At 70.6% G+C, this 17,824-nt stretch carries 11 protein-coding genes, 3 pseudogenes and 1 riboswitch; of the genes and pseudogenes, 7 read left to right on the top strand and 7 right to left on the bottom strand.

Features of this window, described 5'->3' with window-relative positions; all coding sequences use genetic code 11:
- The first annotated feature begins 155 nt into the window (after window positions 1-155).
- Window positions 156-2,225 (top strand): alpha-galactosidase, encoded by a 2,070-nt coding sequence (locus SMIR_RS00840; protein WP_212726306.1) that lies wholly within the window; start codon window positions 156-158, stop codon window positions 2,223-2,225.
- A 301-nt stretch (window positions 2,226-2,526) separates the two neighbouring features.
- A riboswitch (cyclic di-AMP (ydaO/yuaA leader) is annotated at window positions 2,527-2,685 on the top strand.
- 2 nt (window positions 2,686-2,687) lie between these two features.
- Window positions 2,688-3,668 carry a M23 family metallopeptidase gene (locus SMIR_RS00835; protein ID WP_212726305.1) on the top strand — a complete coding sequence of 327 codons (981 nt, stop codon included), beginning with the start codon at window positions 2,688-2,690 and terminating at the stop codon, window positions 3,666-3,668.
- 511 nt (window positions 3,669-4,179) lie between these two features.
- Here SMIR_RS00835 and SMIR_RS00830 read toward each other — a convergent pair.
- Both SMIR_RS00830 and SMIR_RS00825 read right to left on the bottom strand, forming a co-directional pair.
- Window positions 4,180-4,971 carry a class I SAM-dependent methyltransferase gene (locus tag SMIR_RS00830; protein WP_168498236.1) on the bottom strand — a complete coding sequence of 264 codons (792 nt, stop codon included), beginning with the start codon at window positions 4,969-4,971 and terminating at the stop codon, window positions 4,180-4,182.
- A gap of 93 nt (window positions 4,972-5,064) precedes the next feature.
- On the bottom strand, window positions 5,065-6,378 hold the full coding sequence (locus SMIR_RS00825; protein WP_212726304.1) for an ISL3 family transposase: 1,314 nt from the start codon (window positions 6,376-6,378) through the stop codon (window positions 5,065-5,067).
- Between SMIR_RS00825 and SMIR_RS44230 the strand changes: the two are divergent.
- The 3 genes and pseudogenes from SMIR_RS44230 to SMIR_RS00810 all read left to right on the top strand — a co-directional run.
- Window positions 6,262-6,687 (top strand): annotated as a pseudogene (locus SMIR_RS44230) (rhamnogalacturonan endolyase family protein); the annotation flags it as partial. The gene SMIR_RS00825 and the pseudogene SMIR_RS44230 overlap by 117 nt on opposite strands.
- Before the next feature lie 615 nt (window positions 6,688-7,302).
- Window positions 7,303-8,020, top strand: a pseudogene (locus SMIR_RS00815) (DUF6250 domain-containing protein).
- A 143-nt stretch (window positions 8,021-8,163) separates the two neighbouring features.
- Window positions 8,164-8,949, top strand: coding sequence for an SGNH/GDSL hydrolase family protein (locus SMIR_RS00810; RefSeq protein WP_168501470.1), 786 nt, complete (start codon window positions 8,164-8,166; stop codon window positions 8,947-8,949).
- A 323-nt stretch (window positions 8,950-9,272) separates the two neighbouring features.
- On the opposite strand, the gene SMIR_RS00805 is transcribed toward SMIR_RS00810, so the two are convergent.
- From SMIR_RS00805 to SMIR_RS00785, 5 genes are all read right to left on the bottom strand, one after another.
- Window positions 9,273-9,893, bottom strand: coding sequence for a TetR/AcrR family transcriptional regulator (locus SMIR_RS00805; RefSeq protein WP_248003283.1), 621 nt, complete (start codon window positions 9,891-9,893; stop codon window positions 9,273-9,275).
- A 25-nt stretch (window positions 9,894-9,918) separates the two neighbouring features.
- Window positions 9,919-10,338 (bottom strand): hypothetical protein, encoded by a 420-nt coding sequence (locus SMIR_RS00800; protein WP_168498241.1) that lies wholly within the window; start codon window positions 10,336-10,338, stop codon window positions 9,919-9,921.
- 146 nt (window positions 10,339-10,484) lie between these two features.
- Window positions 10,485-11,711 (bottom strand): Glu/Leu/Phe/Val dehydrogenase dimerization domain-containing protein, encoded by a 1,227-nt coding sequence (locus SMIR_RS00795; protein WP_212728249.1) that lies wholly within the window; start codon window positions 11,709-11,711, stop codon window positions 10,485-10,487.
- 8 nt (window positions 11,712-11,719) lie between these two features.
- Window positions 11,720-13,369, bottom strand: coding sequence for a 5-guanidino-2-oxopentanoate decarboxylase (locus SMIR_RS00790; RefSeq protein WP_168498243.1), 1,650 nt, complete (start codon window positions 13,367-13,369; stop codon window positions 11,720-11,722).
- Between the two features lie 534 nt (window positions 13,370-13,903).
- The gene (locus SMIR_RS00785; protein ID WP_101402178.1) at window positions 13,904-14,479 is read right to left on the bottom strand and encodes a carboxymuconolactone decarboxylase family protein; all 576 of its coding nucleotides are present in this window, start codon (window positions 14,477-14,479) and stop codon (window positions 13,904-13,906) included.
- A gap of 235 nt (window positions 14,480-14,714) precedes the next feature.
- Between SMIR_RS00785 and SMIR_RS00780 the strand changes: the two genes are divergently transcribed.
- Both SMIR_RS00780 and SMIR_RS00775 read left to right on the top strand, forming a co-directional pair.
- A complete protein-coding gene (locus SMIR_RS00780) occupies window positions 14,715-15,962 on the top strand; it encodes an MBL fold metallo-hydrolase (RefSeq protein WP_168498248.1) in 1,248 nt (415 codons plus the stop codon).
- Window positions 15,963-16,176: 214 nt separating this feature from the next.
- A pseudogene (locus tag SMIR_RS00775) lies at window positions 16,177-17,739 on the top strand (diguanylate cyclase domain-containing protein); the annotation flags it as partial.
- Window positions 17,740-17,824 lie beyond the last annotated feature (85 nt).

The raw sequence follows: 17,824 nt of genomic DNA, 5'->3' as shown, positions 1-17,824 counted from the left end.
GCTGCTCGGCGACGCTCGCCGACGGGAATCGCGCTTTCGACGATACGACATGGGTTCCTCAGGCAATGAAGTTGTCCACAGCCGTTGCCTCCCGAGTGAGACGCCGTTGATGATGTTGGTGATTGAGTGCGGATGTTCGAATCTGTGAGGGTTTGATGATCGAAATCGGCGGAGATGGTCGTACGTGGCTTCTTTCGGGTCCGGCCAGCAGCTACGCACTGCGGCTGACCGACCTCGACGAACTGCTCCACCTCCACTGGGGGCCACGGATCACCCTCGCCGACGCCGAGTCGCTGGCCGCCCTGCCCGGCCCGCCGTACCGGCCCTTCGAGTCCCGGCTCGACGGGCGCGAGGAGTATCCCGTCGAGGGCGGCCCCCGCTTCGTACGTCCGGCGCTGTCCGTGCGGACGCAGGAGCGGCGCGGCACCGAATGGCGTTTCGAGGCGTACGAGGCCGACGGTGACGAACTGCGGCTGCGCTTCGCGGACGACGGGCTCGGCATCACCCTGCACTACCGGATGCGCGGCGACGTCGTCGAGCGCTGGGTGACCCTGGCCAACGAAGGGCCCTCCCTGGAGCTGCTGCGCGCGGACTCCGCGACCTGGACGCTGCCGGAGCGCGACGGCTGGCGGCTCTCCCAGCTGCACGGGCGGTGGGCGGCCGAGTCCCGGCTCGCGCGCTCCCCCCTCACCTTCGGTGAGAAGGTCATCGGCAGCCGCCGCGGGCACACCGGGCACCAGCACCTGCCGTGGGTCGCGCTGGACAGCGGGGCGAGTGAGGAGAGCGGCGAGGTCTACGGGTGCGCGCTCGGCTGGTCGGGCTCTTGGCGGATCTGCGTGGCCCAACTCCCCGACGCGCGCGTGCAGATCTCCGGCGGCGCGGGGTACGACGACTCCGGACTGTTGCGTCTGGAGCCGGGGGAGTCGTTCACCACCCCCGTCTTCGCGGGGCTGTGGAGCGACGACGGCTTCGGCGCGGCAAGCCGGACGTGGCACGCGTACCAGCGCGCGTACGTGATCCCGGACGCGGATCAGGACCGGCCGGTGCTCTTCAACTCCTGGGAGGCCACCCACTTCGACATCTCCCAGGAGCGGCAGCGGGAGCTGGCCCGACGGGCCGCGGCGATGGGCGTCGAACTGTTCGTCGTCGACGACGGCTGGTTCGGGGCACGGACGAGCGACCGCGCCGGGCTCGGCGACTGGACCCCCAACCCGGACCGCTTCCCGCAGGGACTGAAGCCCCTCGCCGACGACGTGCACGCGCTCGGCATGCAGTTCGGGATCTGGGTCGAGCCGGAGATGGTCAATCCTGACAGCGAGCTGTACCGCGCGCACCCCGACTGGGTGCAGTTCCAGCCGGGGCGGACCAGGACGGAGTTCCGCAACCAGCTCGTACTCAACCTCGCCCGCCCGGACGTCCAGGAGCACCTGTGGGAGCAGCTCGACAGTCTGCTCTCGAGCGCCCCGATCGACTATGTGAAGTGGGACTTCAACCGCTGCTTCACGGACGCCGGTTGGCCCGGCGAGCCGTACCCCCAGAAGCTGTGGGTCGAGCACGTGGAGGCCCTGTACGGACTCCTGGACCGGCTGCGCGCCGAGCACCCCGGGGTCGCCTTCGAGTCCTGCTCGGGCGGTGGCGGCCGGATCGACCTCGGGGTCATGGCGCGTACGGACCAGGTGTGGACCTCCGACAACACCGACCCGCTCGACCGGCTCGCCATCCAGCACGGCTTCAGCCAGATCCACCCGGCCCGGATCATGGCCGCCTGGGTCACGGACAGCCCGAACGCGCAGCTCAACGGGCGGATCAGCGCGCTGCGCTTCCGGTTCGTGAGCGCCATGGCCGGGGTCCTCGGGGTCGGCGGTGACCTGGCCGACTGGAGCGAGGCGGAGCTCGTCGAGGCGCGGGAGTGGGTGGACCTCTACAAGGAGATCCGGCCGGTCGTGCAGCGCGGCGACCTCTACCGGCTGCGGCCTCCGGAGGGCGGACTGAGCGCCGTGCAGTACGTCCGCGGCGACGAGACCGTCGTCCTCGCCCTGCTCCAGGCCCAGCACCACGGCGAGCCGGTCGCCCCGCTCCGGCTACGCGGGCTGGATCCGAGCGCCGCGTACGAATGCCGCGAAACGGGCGAAGTGCACCGAGGTGCGGTGCTGTTGCATCACGGGTTGCGGGCGGGGCTGCGCGGGGACTTCGATGCGGCAGTTATCCGGCTGCGTCGCATGTGAGTGTTCTGTCCGTATTGATGCCTTCATTCCAACTGGCCCTGGAATGAAGGACCGTGGTGCGACGTGCGTGAGCAGCGTCATATTCGTGACGATGCGTTGCGGTCCCGCTTTCTCGATCCGCCCGAATTTCCGGGCGGTTTGAGGGACGGGGGAGATCATTGTCCACGGAGGGTGACCGGCATTCCGGCATGGATCAAGAGAGGCATGCGCACAGAAAAGCCATATGGTTGGCGATGCGCCCCCATCTCGCTTACGTTCGCCCTCAATCCGGACGGACGCCCAATCCTGCCGCCGCCCGGTATCCGCACACCCACCGGTAATCGGCAGGAGCGGGGGACCCACAGGTACCACGCCTGTTCCGGTCTCCGGAACGGCTAGGGGTATAGCCGCGCAGCCGCGTGGCCGGGCATCTCCAGCCCGCACCCGACAGCTCACCTCGCAGGCGCCGGAGAGGAATTCTTCATGCCCGCGAAGGGTAAGCACCGCCGTCCCAAGTCCCAGCGCTTCTCCCGCTCGATCGCCGTGGCCGGAACCGGTGGCGCCGCGCTCGCGCTGCCGCTGATGGGGGCCGCCGGTGCCCATGCCGTGACGCCGACAGCCGCGGTTTCGTCCACTCCGGAAAAGACCGCGACGATTTCCGGCGCGACAGTTTCCGAAAAGTCCGCGACAGTTTCGGAAAAGACCGCGACGGCCTCCACGGCCGCGACGAAGACCTATTCGGTGAAGGCCGGCGACTGGCTCGCCAAGATCGCCGAGCGGCAGCATCTCAGCGGCGGGTGGCAGAAGCTCTACTCCGACAACCGCCAGGCCATCGGCGGCGACCCCTCGCTGATCCACCCCGGCCTGAAGCTCACGATCGGCGAGAAGGCCGCGTCGACCGACGACACCAAGCCGTCGGTCAAGTCGTCCACGCAGTCGTCCGCCAAGACGTCCACGCGGTCGTCGGCGCAGCCGGCCACCGAGTCGTCCAGCGCGGCGGACGCGCCCAAGAGCCAGGCCGCGGCCACCCAGGCCACCGGCACCGCCGACAACACCGGTTACACCCTGCCGGTCGAGGGCGCCACCATCGGTACCGGCTACAGGGTCGCCGGCAGCATGTGGTCCAGCGGCTACCACACCGGCGTGGACTTCGTGGTCCCGACCGGCACCACCATCAAGGCCGTCGCCGCCGGCACCGTCGTCTCGGCCGGCTGGGGCGGCGCGTACGGCAACCAGGTCGTCATCCAGCACGCCGACGGCCGGTACTCGCAGTACGCCCACATGTCCGCCCTGTCGGTCTCGGCGGGCCAGACCGTGACCGAGGGCCAGCAGATCGGTCTCTCAGGCGCGACCGGCAACGTCACCGGTCCGCATCTGCACTTCGAGATCCGCACCACCCCGAACTACGGCTCGGACGTGGACCCGGTCGCGTACCTGCGCTCGCACGGTGTCGCCGTCGGCTGACGCCCGCCGCGCCTTTCACGACCTTCGAGGGCCGGACCTCTGCGATCGCGGAGGTCCGGCCCTCGGTGTTTCTCCACGCGTCCCGGCGTGGTCATTTCATGATCGGCACATTGCGGTCTTGTGGCACCGGCGCACGAGGTGTCGACACGGTGCGGGAGTGACTCCACAGTGATCTCCGTAAGTGCTTTCTGTGTCTTCGGCGACGGCATCGCGGCCGTCGTCGCCACCGCAAGGAGCACGTCATCCTGAGACCTCGAAGACTCGGCGTCGTCACCGCCGCCGCGCTGCAGGCCGGACTGGTCGGCGCGCCCTCGCACGCCACCGAACAGCATCCGCCGCCGCGCCGGATCGTGGAGAACCTGGACCGCGGCCTGGTCGCCGTCCCCTCCGGCAAGGGCACCTTCCTGAGGCGGCGGTTACTGGCTCAGCGAAGTTAGTGGGGGTCGGGCTGGCACAGCACTCCACTTGGCCATTCGGAGACACGGTCGTCTCGGCCGGCCCCACGGCTGGGTCAGCCCGGCTTGACCGCCAGCGTCGCAAAATAGTTCGACATGTATTGAGCGGATGCGTTGGATTGGTGCGGCGCTTCCGCGAAGCCGGTGAGGACGAACCCCGCGGCGAGTTGCCCGCCGATCTGGTCGGTGAGGGTGTGGCTGTATTCAAGAGCGGCATCCGCGCCGAACTTCGTGGTGCGTTCCTCGGCGGAGTACTGCGTGACATCGCTGTAGGGCAGCTTGTGCACGACGATCAGCTCGCCGCGCTCGTCGAGCGCCTCGTGGTCGAACAAGTACACATCAGGGTTGAGGAAGCCCACGAGCAGAGTTCCGCCCGGTCGCAGGACGCGGAAGCACTCACGCCACACCGGTGCCAAGTCTGGTACGAATAGGTTAGAGACCGGATGGAATACGACGTCGAATGTTGCGTCGCCGAAGGCGCTGAGGTCGCGCATGTCGCCTAGGACGGTGCGCAGCTCGAGTCCGTCGCGCGCCGCCACCATCTGGTCCTGGCCGAGCTGGCGGGGTGAGTTGTCGAATACGGTGACCCGCGCCCCTGCGGCGGCGAGGATCGGACCCTGCTGGCCACCGCCGGAGGCCAGGCACAACACGTCCTTGCCGGTCAGGTCCGTCGGCAGCCAGGAGCGGTCGACTGGCTCACGCCCGATGAGAACAATCGACCAGTCGCCCATGCGGGCGCGCTCGACATCCTCAGCACTCACCGGCCTCGACCACTCGTTGCCCTCTTGGACATACTTGTCCCAGGCTGCCCGATTGTGGGCAACGGGGTCGACAACAATGTCCTGCACGTTTAACTCCCTGCTACAGCCAAGCGGACACCTGCGGTACTGACAGTTCGGTGCCGCCAGCCAACACGATTGCAGGGTGCGGGCTCAACGAAATTAGCGGGCATCGAGGTGTCCACGGGCTCGACGGGTGGTCGCGCAGCGGGTGCGTAAGCGCTGGTTGCCGGGGTTGCGGAAGCCGTAGGCGTCGCGGGCGATGGTCTTGATGACCCGGTTGGTGCCTTCGGAGCCGGCGTTGGTGATCCCAGTGTGCAGGAACGCAAGGATCTCTGGCCACCATGTCTCGACGGTTGTGGCTAGGCGCTGCAGTTCGGGAAGGTCGGCGTCGGCGCATCGGCGGTAGAACCGGTACAGCAGATCGCGGACCTGTTCCCGGTCTGGGCGGGTCCGGGCGGTGGCAAGCAGGTCCAGGAGGTCTTCCTTGGCGTTCCACGCAACGGTGATCGGCGCGCCGATCACCCTGGGCAGGTTGGACAGCTCGTCGAGGAGAGCGTCGACGTGCTCGCCGCGCATCCGGGCGGCGGAGCGGGTGAGCCGGTTGCGCAGTTCCCACTCGCGGTTGCCCTTGCGGCCGCGCCGGCCGCGATGGGTCACGGTGACCCGGCGGCGGACCTCGGTGAGGGTCTGGTTCGCCAGCTGCACCAGGTGGAAGTCGTCCACGATCAGGGTGGCCTGCGGCAGGACCCGGCTGATCGCCGACTTGAAGATCGTGCACATGTCGATCGCGACGTACTGGACTGCGTCGCGCCAGGCTTGGTCGCGGTCGGCCAGCCAGTCGATGACCGCCTGGGCGGTGCGGCCTTCGACCTGCCCGAGCAGGTCCTGCTTGCCGGACAGGTCGACGAAGCCGACGTGCCAACGGTCCACGGCGGTCGGCCAGATCCCGGTGGCCTCGTCGGGGATCCATCTCGGCCGGCCTCGGCGGATCTCGTCGATACCGAGCGCCTGCACCGGCTCGGGCTGGGCCGGCAGCACCGCCCGGGCGTGACTGGTGAACGCCGCCGCAACGACCGGCCAGGAGAGCGCATGGTCGCGGGCCGCCTGGGCGACCGTGCGGCCCTGATCGGCCACCGCCGCCCCGGCCGCAGTCCGTAATCGTGTGGTTAGCCGCTTACGTGACGGTACTGGCGGGACCGACTCGGTGAACGAGCGACGCCGGCACGCCAGCTCGTCGCAGCGCCAGCGGCGCTTGGCCCACACCAGCCGCGGTCGGCGGCCACCGACCGACAGGTCACGCGGCCGGGTCACCCGCCGGCCCTTCGACCGCCGCGCCCGGGTGCCGCAGTCTGGGCAGTGGCGTGCCAGCTCATCAGCAGTGACCAGGTACACCACCGGCCCGTCGGTGTCGTCGGCAACCCCGACCACGGCCAGGCCGTCAAGGCCCAACAACCGCGTCGTATCGTTTGCCACGTCCGTAGCTCTTCTGTTGTGATCATCTTGCTTCGACAACAACATGATCTACGAGAGCTGCGGGCATCTATCAGTCAGGGTCCACAGTGGAACCCCGTCCGGCGCTCAAACCCCCACCAATTTCGAAGAGCCCGGTTACTCGGCACGGAGTACGCACGGTACGGGGACGCGATCGCGTTCGACGTGTACAAGGGCGGACGGCGGCTCAACCGGGCGCCGGTCACCCGCTCGACCACATACCAGGACGACAGCCCGGCGGCACCCGGCACGTACAGCGTGCGTGCCGTCGTCAACGGCCATGAGCTGAAGCAGAGTTCGGCGGCGCTCGACTTCGCGAAGGGCTATGCCGAGATTCCGCTGGCAGCCGCCGACGGATACACCGTGCAACACGCCTGGCCCGGCGACCTCGACGGCGACGGCCGCTACGAACTCGTCGTCAGCCGACTCGCGCGGACCCGTGACAAGCCCGACCTCCTGGAGGCATACACGCTCACCGGCGCGCGGCTGTGGCGCGTCGACATCGGTCCGGGCTCGTACACGCAGGTCGGCGGGAACGGCGCCGACGACCCCGCGCCCGCCGCGATCAGCGGCTCGACGGCGATCGGCGGCTACCGCAACGGCGACAACGTCACCGTGTACGACCTCGACGGCGACGGCGAGGCCGAGGTGCTGGTGGACACGGCCGACGGGACCACCTTCGCGGAGGGTGCGAAGGTGACCGCCGACTCGCCCGCCAACCAGGTCATTTCGGTGATCGACGGTGAGACGGCGTATCTACACGCTCGCCCAGAACCCCGGCCACCGCCTCGGCTGGACCGTGCGCGGCTATCTCCAGTCGACGTACACGGACTATTACCCGGGCACCGGGACCCGGCGGGTGCCGAAGCCCGCCATCACCACCGCCGCTCGCACGGAAGGAACCTCATGACCACCCGCAGAGCCTTCGCGACCCTCGCCGCCGGTGCCGCGCTGTCGACGCTCGTGCCGGCCACCACCGCGAGCGCCTCGCCGCGTCACCGTCGCGGCCGGCTCATCGCCCACGACGGCTTCCGCCACGGCCTCGGCCAGTGGGTCACCGAACTGCAGGACGGCGGCACGGTCAGCGCCTCGCGCGGCGTCCTGGAGATCGACGTACCGAGCGGTGCGACGGTCTGGTTCAAACAGAGGCTCGAAGGGCCCTACGTCATCGAGTACACCGCCACACCCGTCTCCGAGGGCGGTGTCAACGACCGGGTCTCCGACCTCAACAACTTCTGGAACGCCGTCGACGTCCGTTCCCCGAACGACCTCTTCGCCACGCCGCGCGGCGGCGCCCTGGCCGAATACGACTACCTGAAGACGTACTACGTCGGATACGGCGCCAACACCAACACGACCACGCGGCTGCGCCGGTACGTGGGGGAGCCGGGCGTCCGCCCGCTCGTCTACGACTACACGGAAGCCGCTGCTCATGGCCAACGGGCCCAACCGTGTCCGGATCGTCTCGGACGGCTCCACGGTCCGCTGGTGGGACAACGGACGGCTGGTCTTCGACTACGGCGACCCGGAGCCGTACACGAGCGGGCACTTCGCGTTCCGGACCACATGGAGCCACTTCCGGATCGAGGACTTCCAGGTGTGGCGGCTGTTCAACCACTCCTGAGAGGGCCTTATTCCGGGTTCACCGACACTTTACGAGTGGCTTATCTCACCACCCGTCAACCCCTTCCTACGGTCGCGTAGCTCACATCGAAAGGTGAATCATGGGCCGATGTGGCAGACGATTCGAAGAGTGACAACAGATCAGTGATCGGGTCGTACGTGGCGGTGGGGGACAGCTTCACCGAAGGCGTCGGAGACCTCGGCCCCGACGGGGCTTTCGTCGGGTGGGCCGACCGGTTCGCGGTGCTTCTCGCCGACCGGCGGCCCGAAGGCGACTTCACCTACACGAACCTCGCCGTACGCGGAAAGCTGCTCGACCAGATCGTCGAGGACCAGCTCAGGAGCGCCAAGGAACTCGCCCCCGACCTGGTCTCCTTCTGCGCGGGCGGCAACGACATCATCCGGCCGGGCACCGACCCCGACGAGGTTGCCGAGCGCTTCGAGCGCGCGGTCGCCGACCTCACCTCCGCCGTCGGCACCGTCATGGTGACGACCGGCTTCGACACCCGTACCGTGCCCGTGCTGAAGCATCTGCGCGGCAAGATCGCCACGTACAACGGGCACGTACGCGCCATCGCGGACCGGTACGGCTGTCCGGTCCTCGACCTGTGGTCCCTGAAGACGATCCAGGACCGCCGCGCCTGGGACGGCGACCGCCTGCACCTCTCACCCGAGGGCCACACCCGGGTCGCGCTGCGCGCCGGCCAGGTCCTCGGCCTCGAAGTGCCCGCGGACCCCGACCAGCCCTGGCCTCCGCTGCCGCCCCGCGGCACCCTCGAGGTCCGGCGTGACGACATCCACTGGGCACGCGAGTACCTCGTCCCGTGGATCGGGCGCCGACTGCGCGGGGAGTCCTCCGGCGACCACGTGGCCGCCAAGGGCAGCCTCTCGCCGGACGACATCAAGATGCGGATCGAGTCGGTGGCCTGAACGACGGGTCCCCGACGTGCCGGTGCCTTGGAGGGGGTGGGCGCGGGCCCGGGCCCGGGCCGAACTCGCCGCCGCGCCTGCGGCCCTTGTGGCGCGGCGGCGTCGTCGTGCGTCGACATGGCGCGGCGGCTGTCGACGGGCCGGGCCGGCCGTGCCCCGTGGACGTCTCCGCGGCGGCTCGGCGGTGGGCTAGCCGACTCGGGTGGCAGTGAGCCGGCGGCCGACGAGGTGAAGGGCCCGGGGGTGGGCCGGTCGCAGCCGGACCGACCCGCTCGGTGGGCGGCGGGGCGGCGATTGTCGACCGAACCGTCCAGGCGCGTGTCTCAGCGCACCGCCGCCGCCAAAGCCTCCCGCGCGAGCCCCAGTTCCCGGGCGAGCGCCTCATCCACCCACTCCTGGGCCCGCGCCCGCGACACCGCTCCCGTGTAGGCGGTCATCTGCACGGCCAGCCCGTCGAGCAGCGCCGTGAGTCGCAGGGCGGCGCCCGTGGGATCCGGGCACTCGAACTCGCCGCCCGCCACTCCCTCCGCGATCACCTCGGTGATGGCGGCCTTCCACTGCTTGTCGAGATCACGCGTGACCTCCTGAAGCGCAGGCTCGCGCAGGGCGGCCGCCCAGCCCTCGATCCACAGCCGCCAGCCCTTGGCCTGGCCGGTCGGCGCGTACCAGCGCACGGCGGCGCGCAGCCTGCGCAGCGCCGACGTACGACGGCCGAGCAGCTTGCGCAGATGGGCGAGGTCGTCCTCGGCCGCATAGGTGAACGCGGCGGCGACCAGCTTCTCCTTGGTCGAGAAGTGGTACAGCACCAACGCGTTGCTCACCCCGAGCACCGAGGCCACGTCGGCGATCCGCACCGCCGCCACGCCCCGCGCCTCGATCTGCTCGATGGCGGCGCGCAGCAACTCCTCGCGCCGTTCCGCCACGCTCAACCGCACCCTTGCCACGCGGTAAGCCTAATGCTCGGCAGGGTCAGTCGACGAACTGGTAGTCAAACCGGATGCGGCCGTCCTCGTCGAGGACCAGGAACTCCCGGCCGCCACCCGTGGCACGTCCCTCCCCGGTGTGGAAGGACTCCCAGCGGAACGTGATGACGTCCCGCAGCCGTTGGGCGGGTTCCTGGATCCGGAAGACGTAGGTCCCCGGGGCGACGAAGTCGTCGTAGGCGCGCGTCACGCGCGTGTGCAGTTCGTCGTGGCCACGGGCCTCCAGGACGGCGGTGGTGAAGCCGAGGTCCACCGCGGTGTCCCGCATCTGCTGAGGCGGCCGGAGGACGTGCAGACCGTCCTGAGCCCAGAGTTCGTCCACGGTCTTGCGGCGGATCTCGGGATCGGGCTCGTTCCAGACGCCGATGTAGCGCTCGATCAGGTCCTGCGGGTCGATGGTGGGCATGGATACTCCCGGTACGAGTCGGACTTGGTGGGGGGAGGGGCGGTCACGCGTGCTCGCGCGCCCTCGCTCCACCGACTCTGCTGTCACCGGCCCCGCGCCTCAATTCCCCAGGAGGAATGACGGGAGGGCCGCGAGGCGGGTGCCCGTCAGCGGTACCACCCGAACCGCTCCGCGATCACCGGCAGCCGGTCGGCGACGATGGCGTGCGCCGCGGCCCGCGGAGTCGTCCCGTCGGCCTCCGCGCGGGCCAGCATCCGGTCGATCAGGTCACGCATGGAGCGCCGGGTGTACGTGAACGCCTCGTCCGCGTCCGCGCCGATGTCGCCGAAGAGCGTCCACCACCACCAGGCGTTCGTCCCGGAGTTGACCACGACGTCCGGCAGCACGACGACCCCGCGCGCGGCGAGCAGCTCCTCCGCCTCGGGCAGTACGGGCATGTTGGCCGCCTCGACGATCCAGCGGGCGCCGATCCCCCGCTGGTTCTCGGTGTCGATGGCGTACGAGACCGCCGCGGGAACCAGCACCTCCGCGTCCACGGACAGCCAGGCGTCGCCCGGGAGTTCCTGGTCGGCCGGGCGCAGCGCGCCGCGGTCGACCGTCCCGTAGGCGTCCCGCGCCGCGAGCAGCGCGTCGACGTCGAGCCCGTCCGGGTTCGCGATCGTTCCCTTGACGTCCGCGACGGCGACGATGTCGAGGCCCGCGCGGGAGAGGAAGCGGGCCGTGGCGCCCCCCATGGTGCCCAGGCCCTGTACGGCCACGCGCGTCCCCGCGCGCGCCACCCCGGCCCGGTCCAGGGCCGCGAGCACCGACTCGGCGACACCGCAGCCGCCGACCAGTTCGTCGAGCCCGATCCCGTCCACGTCGACCGCGAAGGCTTCCGCGAGCCGCCGACGGGCCGTCGTCTCGTCGTCGAGCAGCGGGTACACGGCCTGGATGGACGAGACGAGCCCCGCCTCCTCGGCGGCCCGGTCGACCAGGTCCTGGGTGAGCCCGAGGTCCTCACCCGTGGTCCAGAAGCTCTCGATGTAGGGGCGCATGGCGCGCAGATAGCGCACCAGCAGGCCGTACGCCGCCGGGTCCTGGGGATCGCAGTCGATGCCGCCCTTGGCACCGCCCAGCGGGATGTAGCGGCCCTCGGGGTTGTAGTGCAGGGCCTCCTTCATCGTCATCCCGCGGGCGAGCCCGGCGACCTCGTCCAGGGTGCAGCCCGCGCGCATCCGCAGGCCGCCGCTGGAGACGCCCCGGACGAGCCGGTCGACCACGAGATAGCCGGGTCTGCCCGTGACGTGGTCGGTCCAGGTGAGCGTGATCAGGGGCGCGGTCGAAGGCGGGGTGAGCGGCGCGGCCGACGGCGCGGTCGGGGGCGTGGTCATGGGCGTGGTCATGGGGTCTCCTCGGGGACGGCGATCAGGGTGGGACCAGGCGTGCGCAGCGCCTCGGTGAGGGCGAGAGCCAGCTCGTCGGGGTGGCACACGCGTGTGCCCTGTCCTCCGTAGGCGCGGGCCAGGGCGGGCAGGTCGACCGGAGCGAGGTCCACCGCGGTCGGGCGGTCACCCCGTGCGGCCATCTCGTCGCGGATCTCTCCGTAGCCGCCGTTGTCGAACACCACGACGGGCAGCGGGAGTCGCAGCTGCGCGGCGGTCGCCAGTTCCTGCACCGTGAACTGGAGGCCGCCGTCCCCGCTCAGTGCCACCACCTGGCGCTGCGGGCACGCCACCTTGGCACCGAGCGCCGCGGGCAGCGCGTAGCCGAGCGTGCCGAAGCCGGTCGGGTGAAGATAGCGTCCCGCCGGGCCCAGCGGGAGGTGCGGGAGCGCGCCGTAGTAGCAGCACTGGGCACTGTCCGAGGTGATGACCGCGTCGTCGGCCAGGACGGCGCGGATCGCCCGCAGGTACGGGATCCAGCGCGCGTCGCGCGCGGCACTCCCGGCGTATCGCGCGTCCCGCACCGCGGCGACCTCGTCGACGTTGGTTCCGCCTCGTGGGTCGGGGATGTCGTGTCGCACACGCGCGTGGAGGCCGATTTCCGACAACAGCCCCTCCAGGGAGGCCCGCGCGTCGCCGACGAGCGCGATGTCCGTGGGCAGCCCGGAGTGCATCTGGTCCGGGTCGAGGTCGGCCCGGACGAGCGTGCCCCCGAGGGCGGTCGGCGGCGACCAGAAATCGGACTCGGCCAGTTCCGTGCCCACGGCGAGGACGACATCACGACCCGCCAGCCACTTCTGCACCGACTCAGTGTGCAGCGAGACGCCGAGCGAGAGCGGATGCCGCTCGGGAACGACGCCCTTGCCGTTGGCGGTCGTCACGACGGGCGCGCCGCACGCCTCCGCGAGGGCGAGACAGGCGGTCGCGGCACCGCGCGCGCCACCGCCGAGCACCAGTGCGGGCCGCCGCGCCTCCCGCAGGGCGCGCGCGGCCCGTCGTACGGCCTCGGCGTCCGGCAGCGTCGGCGCGGCGGCCGGGGCGAGCCGCACCGGCCCGGCGGTCTCGGCCGCCGTCAGCAGGTCCAGCGGCACCTCGAGGTGCACGGGCCGCGGCCGCCGCGTACGGAAGAGGGTGAACGCGCGCGCCACGGCGGCGCCGATCTCCGCCACCGAGGAGACCCGGTGGCTGAACGCGGCGACGCCCCGCAGCGCCTCGGTCTGGCTGCGCATCTCGTGCAGCAGCCCGGACGCCAGCCGGGGGTGGCGCAGGGGCATACCCGGGGAGACGACCAGCAGGGGCACGCTGTCCGAGTAGGCCTGCCCGACGGCGGCCGCGACGTTGAGGAGCGCGGGACCGGTGGTCGTGATCACGACACCCGGGCGGCTCGTCACGCGCGCGTACCCGTCGGCGGCGTACCCGGCGCCCTGTTCGTGGCGCGGGGTCGCATGCCGTATGCCGTACGCCGCCAAGTGCCGGTAGATCTCCAGGTTGTGCGTGCCGGGGATGCCGAACGCCTGCGTCACGTCATGCGTGGCGAGCGCCCGGACGAGCGCCTCGCCACCGGTGAGCACGCCAGTGAGAACGCCGGTGCGCGGGTCGGCCTCCATGGTGCCTCCAAGTGCGGAACGAGCGGCGCGACCGAAGACCCACCGGACCTTTACTGAATCACGAGTCAGTATCGGGAGCGGTCCCGAAATCTGTCAATTTACTGAACGGATCATCAGTAGTGGGTCTGTGACGCGTCGCCCGTCCGGCCCGTCGAACCCGCTCCACGGAATCCTCGGTTCCATCGCGTCCGCAGCGCGAGGCGCCGGCGCACGGCAAGGGCGCGGTGCACGAGGTGCAGCGCACCGAGGTGATTCAGGCCCAGGTCGACGAGATCGGACGCCGTCGGCGCGACGGAGTGCTCGGCGAGCGGTTCGACGCCGGACTCCTGCGCCTGCCGGGTTTCGGCACGGCCGGCTGTCCGCGGCTGGTGCCCCAGGTCACGCGCATGATGACCGGGCTGGACGCGGACGATCCGCGGGTTGGTGAGCGGTGGGCGGATGTCCTGCGCGCGGTGGGCGGGGCCGTGGAGGAGCGGGCGCGCGAGCGGCAGGGGCCCGCCCAGGCCGGCCCTCCCGGGGCCCCGTGGGTGGCCGCTACTTCTCCGAAGGCGCCTGGTGCGCGGCGGCCGGCAGGTCGCACGAGTCCTTGAAGCCCTGACTGGTCAGCCCCAGTGCCGAGTTGATGCGCGAGCGCAGGTTCTCCACCGCCACCATGGCCGTCAGTTCGACGAAGGCGGGCTCGCCCAGGCGGTCGCGCAGCCGGTCGGCCAACTCGTCCCGCACGGCGGGCGGGGTGGCCGTCACGGCCTCGGCGTACTCCAGGACGTCCCGCTCCAGCGGCGTGTACGCCTCGCTCTCGCGCCAGCAGGGCACGTCCAGCAGCTTCTCGCGGGCCATCCCGCGCTCGCGGCTGACCCAGTAGCCGAAGTCCATGCACCAGGAGCACCCGATCGACGCGGACACCGCCATCTCCGCGAGCGCCTTGAGGTCCGGGTCCAGCGCGTTCCACTTCGCGACCGAGCGCTCGAAGGCCAGATCGGACCGCAGGACACGTGGATTGTGGGCGAGTGCCCGGCCGGGGTCGAGGACCTTTCCGTAGGTCCGCTTCGAGTACCACTCCATGACGCGGAAGAAGATCGTGCGCCGCGGGGTTAGGGAAACGCGGGCCATGGGGGCCACCTCCGTGTCCGGGGCGGGGTGCCGCGTTTCGGCGCCCTCACCGAGACGACGGACCGGCACCCACGGATGTGACATCGGGTCCCAGGCGTGTCACCCCAGGCGTGTCACACCGGGGCCCGGACCTCGCGGTGTGTACCGGGGACATCGCGCTGTGACACCGTCGACCCGGCGCTGTCAGAGGGGCCGACCATAATGGAAAGCCTGACCGACTCCACTTGGAGGTACCGTGACCGGTTTCCGTACGTTGAGCTCCGGGCTCCGCGCGTTGCAGCCCGCCGCCTTCGGCGCGGACCCCGGCGGTGAGCGCATGGAGCGCATCCGCAGATCGCCGAATTTCGCGGACGGTGTCTTCCAGAACCCGGTGAGCGCCCGGACCCGCCCCGACGGCTCCATGATCGAGTTCGCGAAGGTCTTCTTCCGCAAGGAGGAGCGCGCCCACCGCGCCCCCGCGGGCACGGTGCCGGTGTACCCCACCACGCTCGCCGACCTCGCCAAGCCCGCGGCGAGCGGGTTGCGGATCACCTGGATGGGGCACTCCAGTGTGCTGGCCGAGATAGACGGGCACCGGGTGCTGTTCGACCCTGTATGGGGCGAGCGCTGTTCCCCCTTCAACTTCGTCGGGCCCAAGCGGCTGCACCCGGCGCCCCTGCCGCTGGCCGCGCTCGGCCCGGTCGACGTCGTCGTCATCTCGCACGACCACTACGACCACCTCGACCTGCCCACCATCAAGGCCCTGGCCGACACGGACACGGTCTTCGCGGTGCCGCTCGGCGTCGGCGCCCACCTGGAGCACTGGGGCGTCTCGCCCGACCGGCTGCGCGAGCTGGACTGGAACGAGAGCACCAAGGTCGGAGGCATCTCCCTGACCGCGACACCCGCCCGGCACTTCTGCGGCCGGGGCCTGCGCAACACCCAGCACACGCTCTGGGCCTCCTGGGTGGTGACGGGTGACGAGCACCGGATCTACCACAGCGGGGACACCGGCTACTTCGAGGGCTTCAAGGACATCGGCGCCGAGCACGGCCCGTTCGACATCACGATGATCCAGATCGGGGCGTACAGCGAGTTCTGGCCCGACATCCACATGACGCCCGAGGAGGGCATGCGCACCCACCTGGACCTCCAGGGCGGGCGCCCCACCGGCGTGATGCTGCCCATCCACTGGGCCACGTTCAACCTGGCGACCCACCCGTGGGTGGAGCCCGGCGAGGGCACGATGGCCGCCGCGCACGCGGTGGGCGCCCGCGTCGCGCTGCCCCGCCCCGGCCAGCCCTTCGAGCCCACTGCCGAGACCGTCCCGTCCGAGCCCTGGTGGCGCGGTGTGGCCGTGCCACCGACGGGCGGCTGGCCCGCGGCGCAGGTGGTGCGGGCCTCGACCGCCGAGTCGGCGGAGGCTCAGAACACCTCAGCCGGTGATGGACTCGGGGGCACGGCCGAGGGCACGGGAGAGCCCGAGACCGTTTCGGCGGGCTGACAGTGCCGTAGGAACCAGCGGACGGCCAGGGCCGAGAAGCAGTCGGCTCCTGGCCTGTTCATCCTGCGCACGCCTACGAGAGACGGATCGCGCAGAGAGCCATGCGACCCGAGCATTCGACCTCCTATCCTGAAAACAACGAGGCGAGGGATTGCAGGAGCTGGGGGCGTACGTGGGGGCGGCAGATGCTCCAGTGGGCGGGCCGTACGGTTATGTGAGCGAGGAGCCCGAGCCGTATGTCCGTCTCGCGACGTTGCGGCGGCTGCAGCAGGTCACGGCCGACGTGAACACCGCGCGGAGCCTGGCGGACACGCTGCAGACCGTCGCCGACGGTGTGGTCACGGGTCTCGGCTACGAGCTGGCGTGTGTCAATCTCGTGCGCCCGGACAGCGATCTTGTTGTCGCCGCGGTGGCGGGAAACGCCGGCACCGACGAGATGAATCCGGGAGAGGTCGCGGCCCGCGCCTTCTGGGACCGCCGGCTGAACATGGGCGAGGCCTGGGGTGATCTGCGCTTCGTACCGCACACCGAGGGCCGAGATCTCGGAGAGGACGACGTACCGCAGTCGCATGCGGACAGCCCAGCGGCGGGCATGCCCGCTCCCGGGTCCCAGGGCGAGTGGCATCCCTCCGATCGCCTCTTCGCGCCGATGTACAGCCCCGGTGTCTCCGGCGCCAGCGCCGGTGAGCTGATCGGCGTCCTGTCCGTGGACCGGCCGCGCAACGGCCAGCGGCCAGGTGCGTGGGGGCGCGAGGCGCTCCAGATGTACGCCTTCCAGGCCGCCATCGCCATCAGCAACGCGCGTCTACGAGCCAATATGCAGCGCGCCCTGGTCCGCCTCGAGCGTGAGCAGCAGGCCCTGCGCGCCAGCGAGGAGAGCTTCCGGCAGGCCTTCGAGTACGCCCCCTCCGGCATGGCCATCGCCGAGATGGGCGGCGACCAGCACGGCCGCATCCTGCGTACGAACGACGCCCTGTGCCGCCTCCTCGGCCGTCCCGCCTCCGCGATGCGCCGCTACTCCTTCTCCGACCTCGTGCACCCCGAGGACATCGGCACCCTGCTCCGGACGTCCGCCGAGGGCGGGCGCGCCGAGCTCAGACTCGGCCGCCGCGACGGCACCTACGTCTGGGTCTCGCTGCGCAACTCCGTCGTCGCGGACGCCGCCGACGGCCCCCGCTTCCTGCTCACGCACGTCGAGGACATGGAGGAACGCAAGCGCCGCGAGCTCCAGCTCGCCCACCGCGCCTCGCACGACTCGCTCACCGGCCTGCCGAACTCAGCCGAATTCCGTGCTCGTCTGGAAGAGAGGCTCTGTGGCGACCCGCGGCAGGATCCGCGGAGTCACCACGTCCACACGGTTGCCCCCAAGGAGGGCAAGGGCGACCGCAGCAAAGGACTCGCGGTGCTCTTCTGCGACCTCGATGGCATGCAGGCGATCAATGACCGTTTCGGGCAGAGCACCGGCGACGCGGTCCTCGTCGAAGTCGGCCGACGGCTGGCACAGGCCTTGCGCGAGGGCGACACGGTGGCACGGTACGGGGGCGACGAGTTCGTCGTGCTGGCCGACGCGGTCAGCGCGTCAGGGTGCAGGGAGTTAGTGGCACATCTCCGGGAGGCCATTGCCCAGCCCATACGCGTGGAGGGGAACACGGTACGGGTGGGGGCCAGTATCGGCACCGCCTGGGCAACCTGCGGGACATCGGTCGGGGATGTGCTGAAGGCGGCCGATCTGCGGATGTACGAGGAGAAGAGAGCCCGCGCGGCGGCCCCTCGCAAAGAGACGCAAGGCGCGATCGTGCCGGAGCGGCGGACCGTGGGTTCACTGCCCGACCGGACCGTCGGCTCATGGGTCCCGCACAGGC

The organism is Streptomyces mirabilis, assembly GCF_018310535.1.
Classification (GTDB): Bacteria; Actinomycetota; Actinomycetes; order Streptomycetales; family Streptomycetaceae; genus Streptomyces.
Note: the sequence above shows the minus strand (reverse complement) of the source record. Positions and strands in the feature narration are given on the sequence as shown.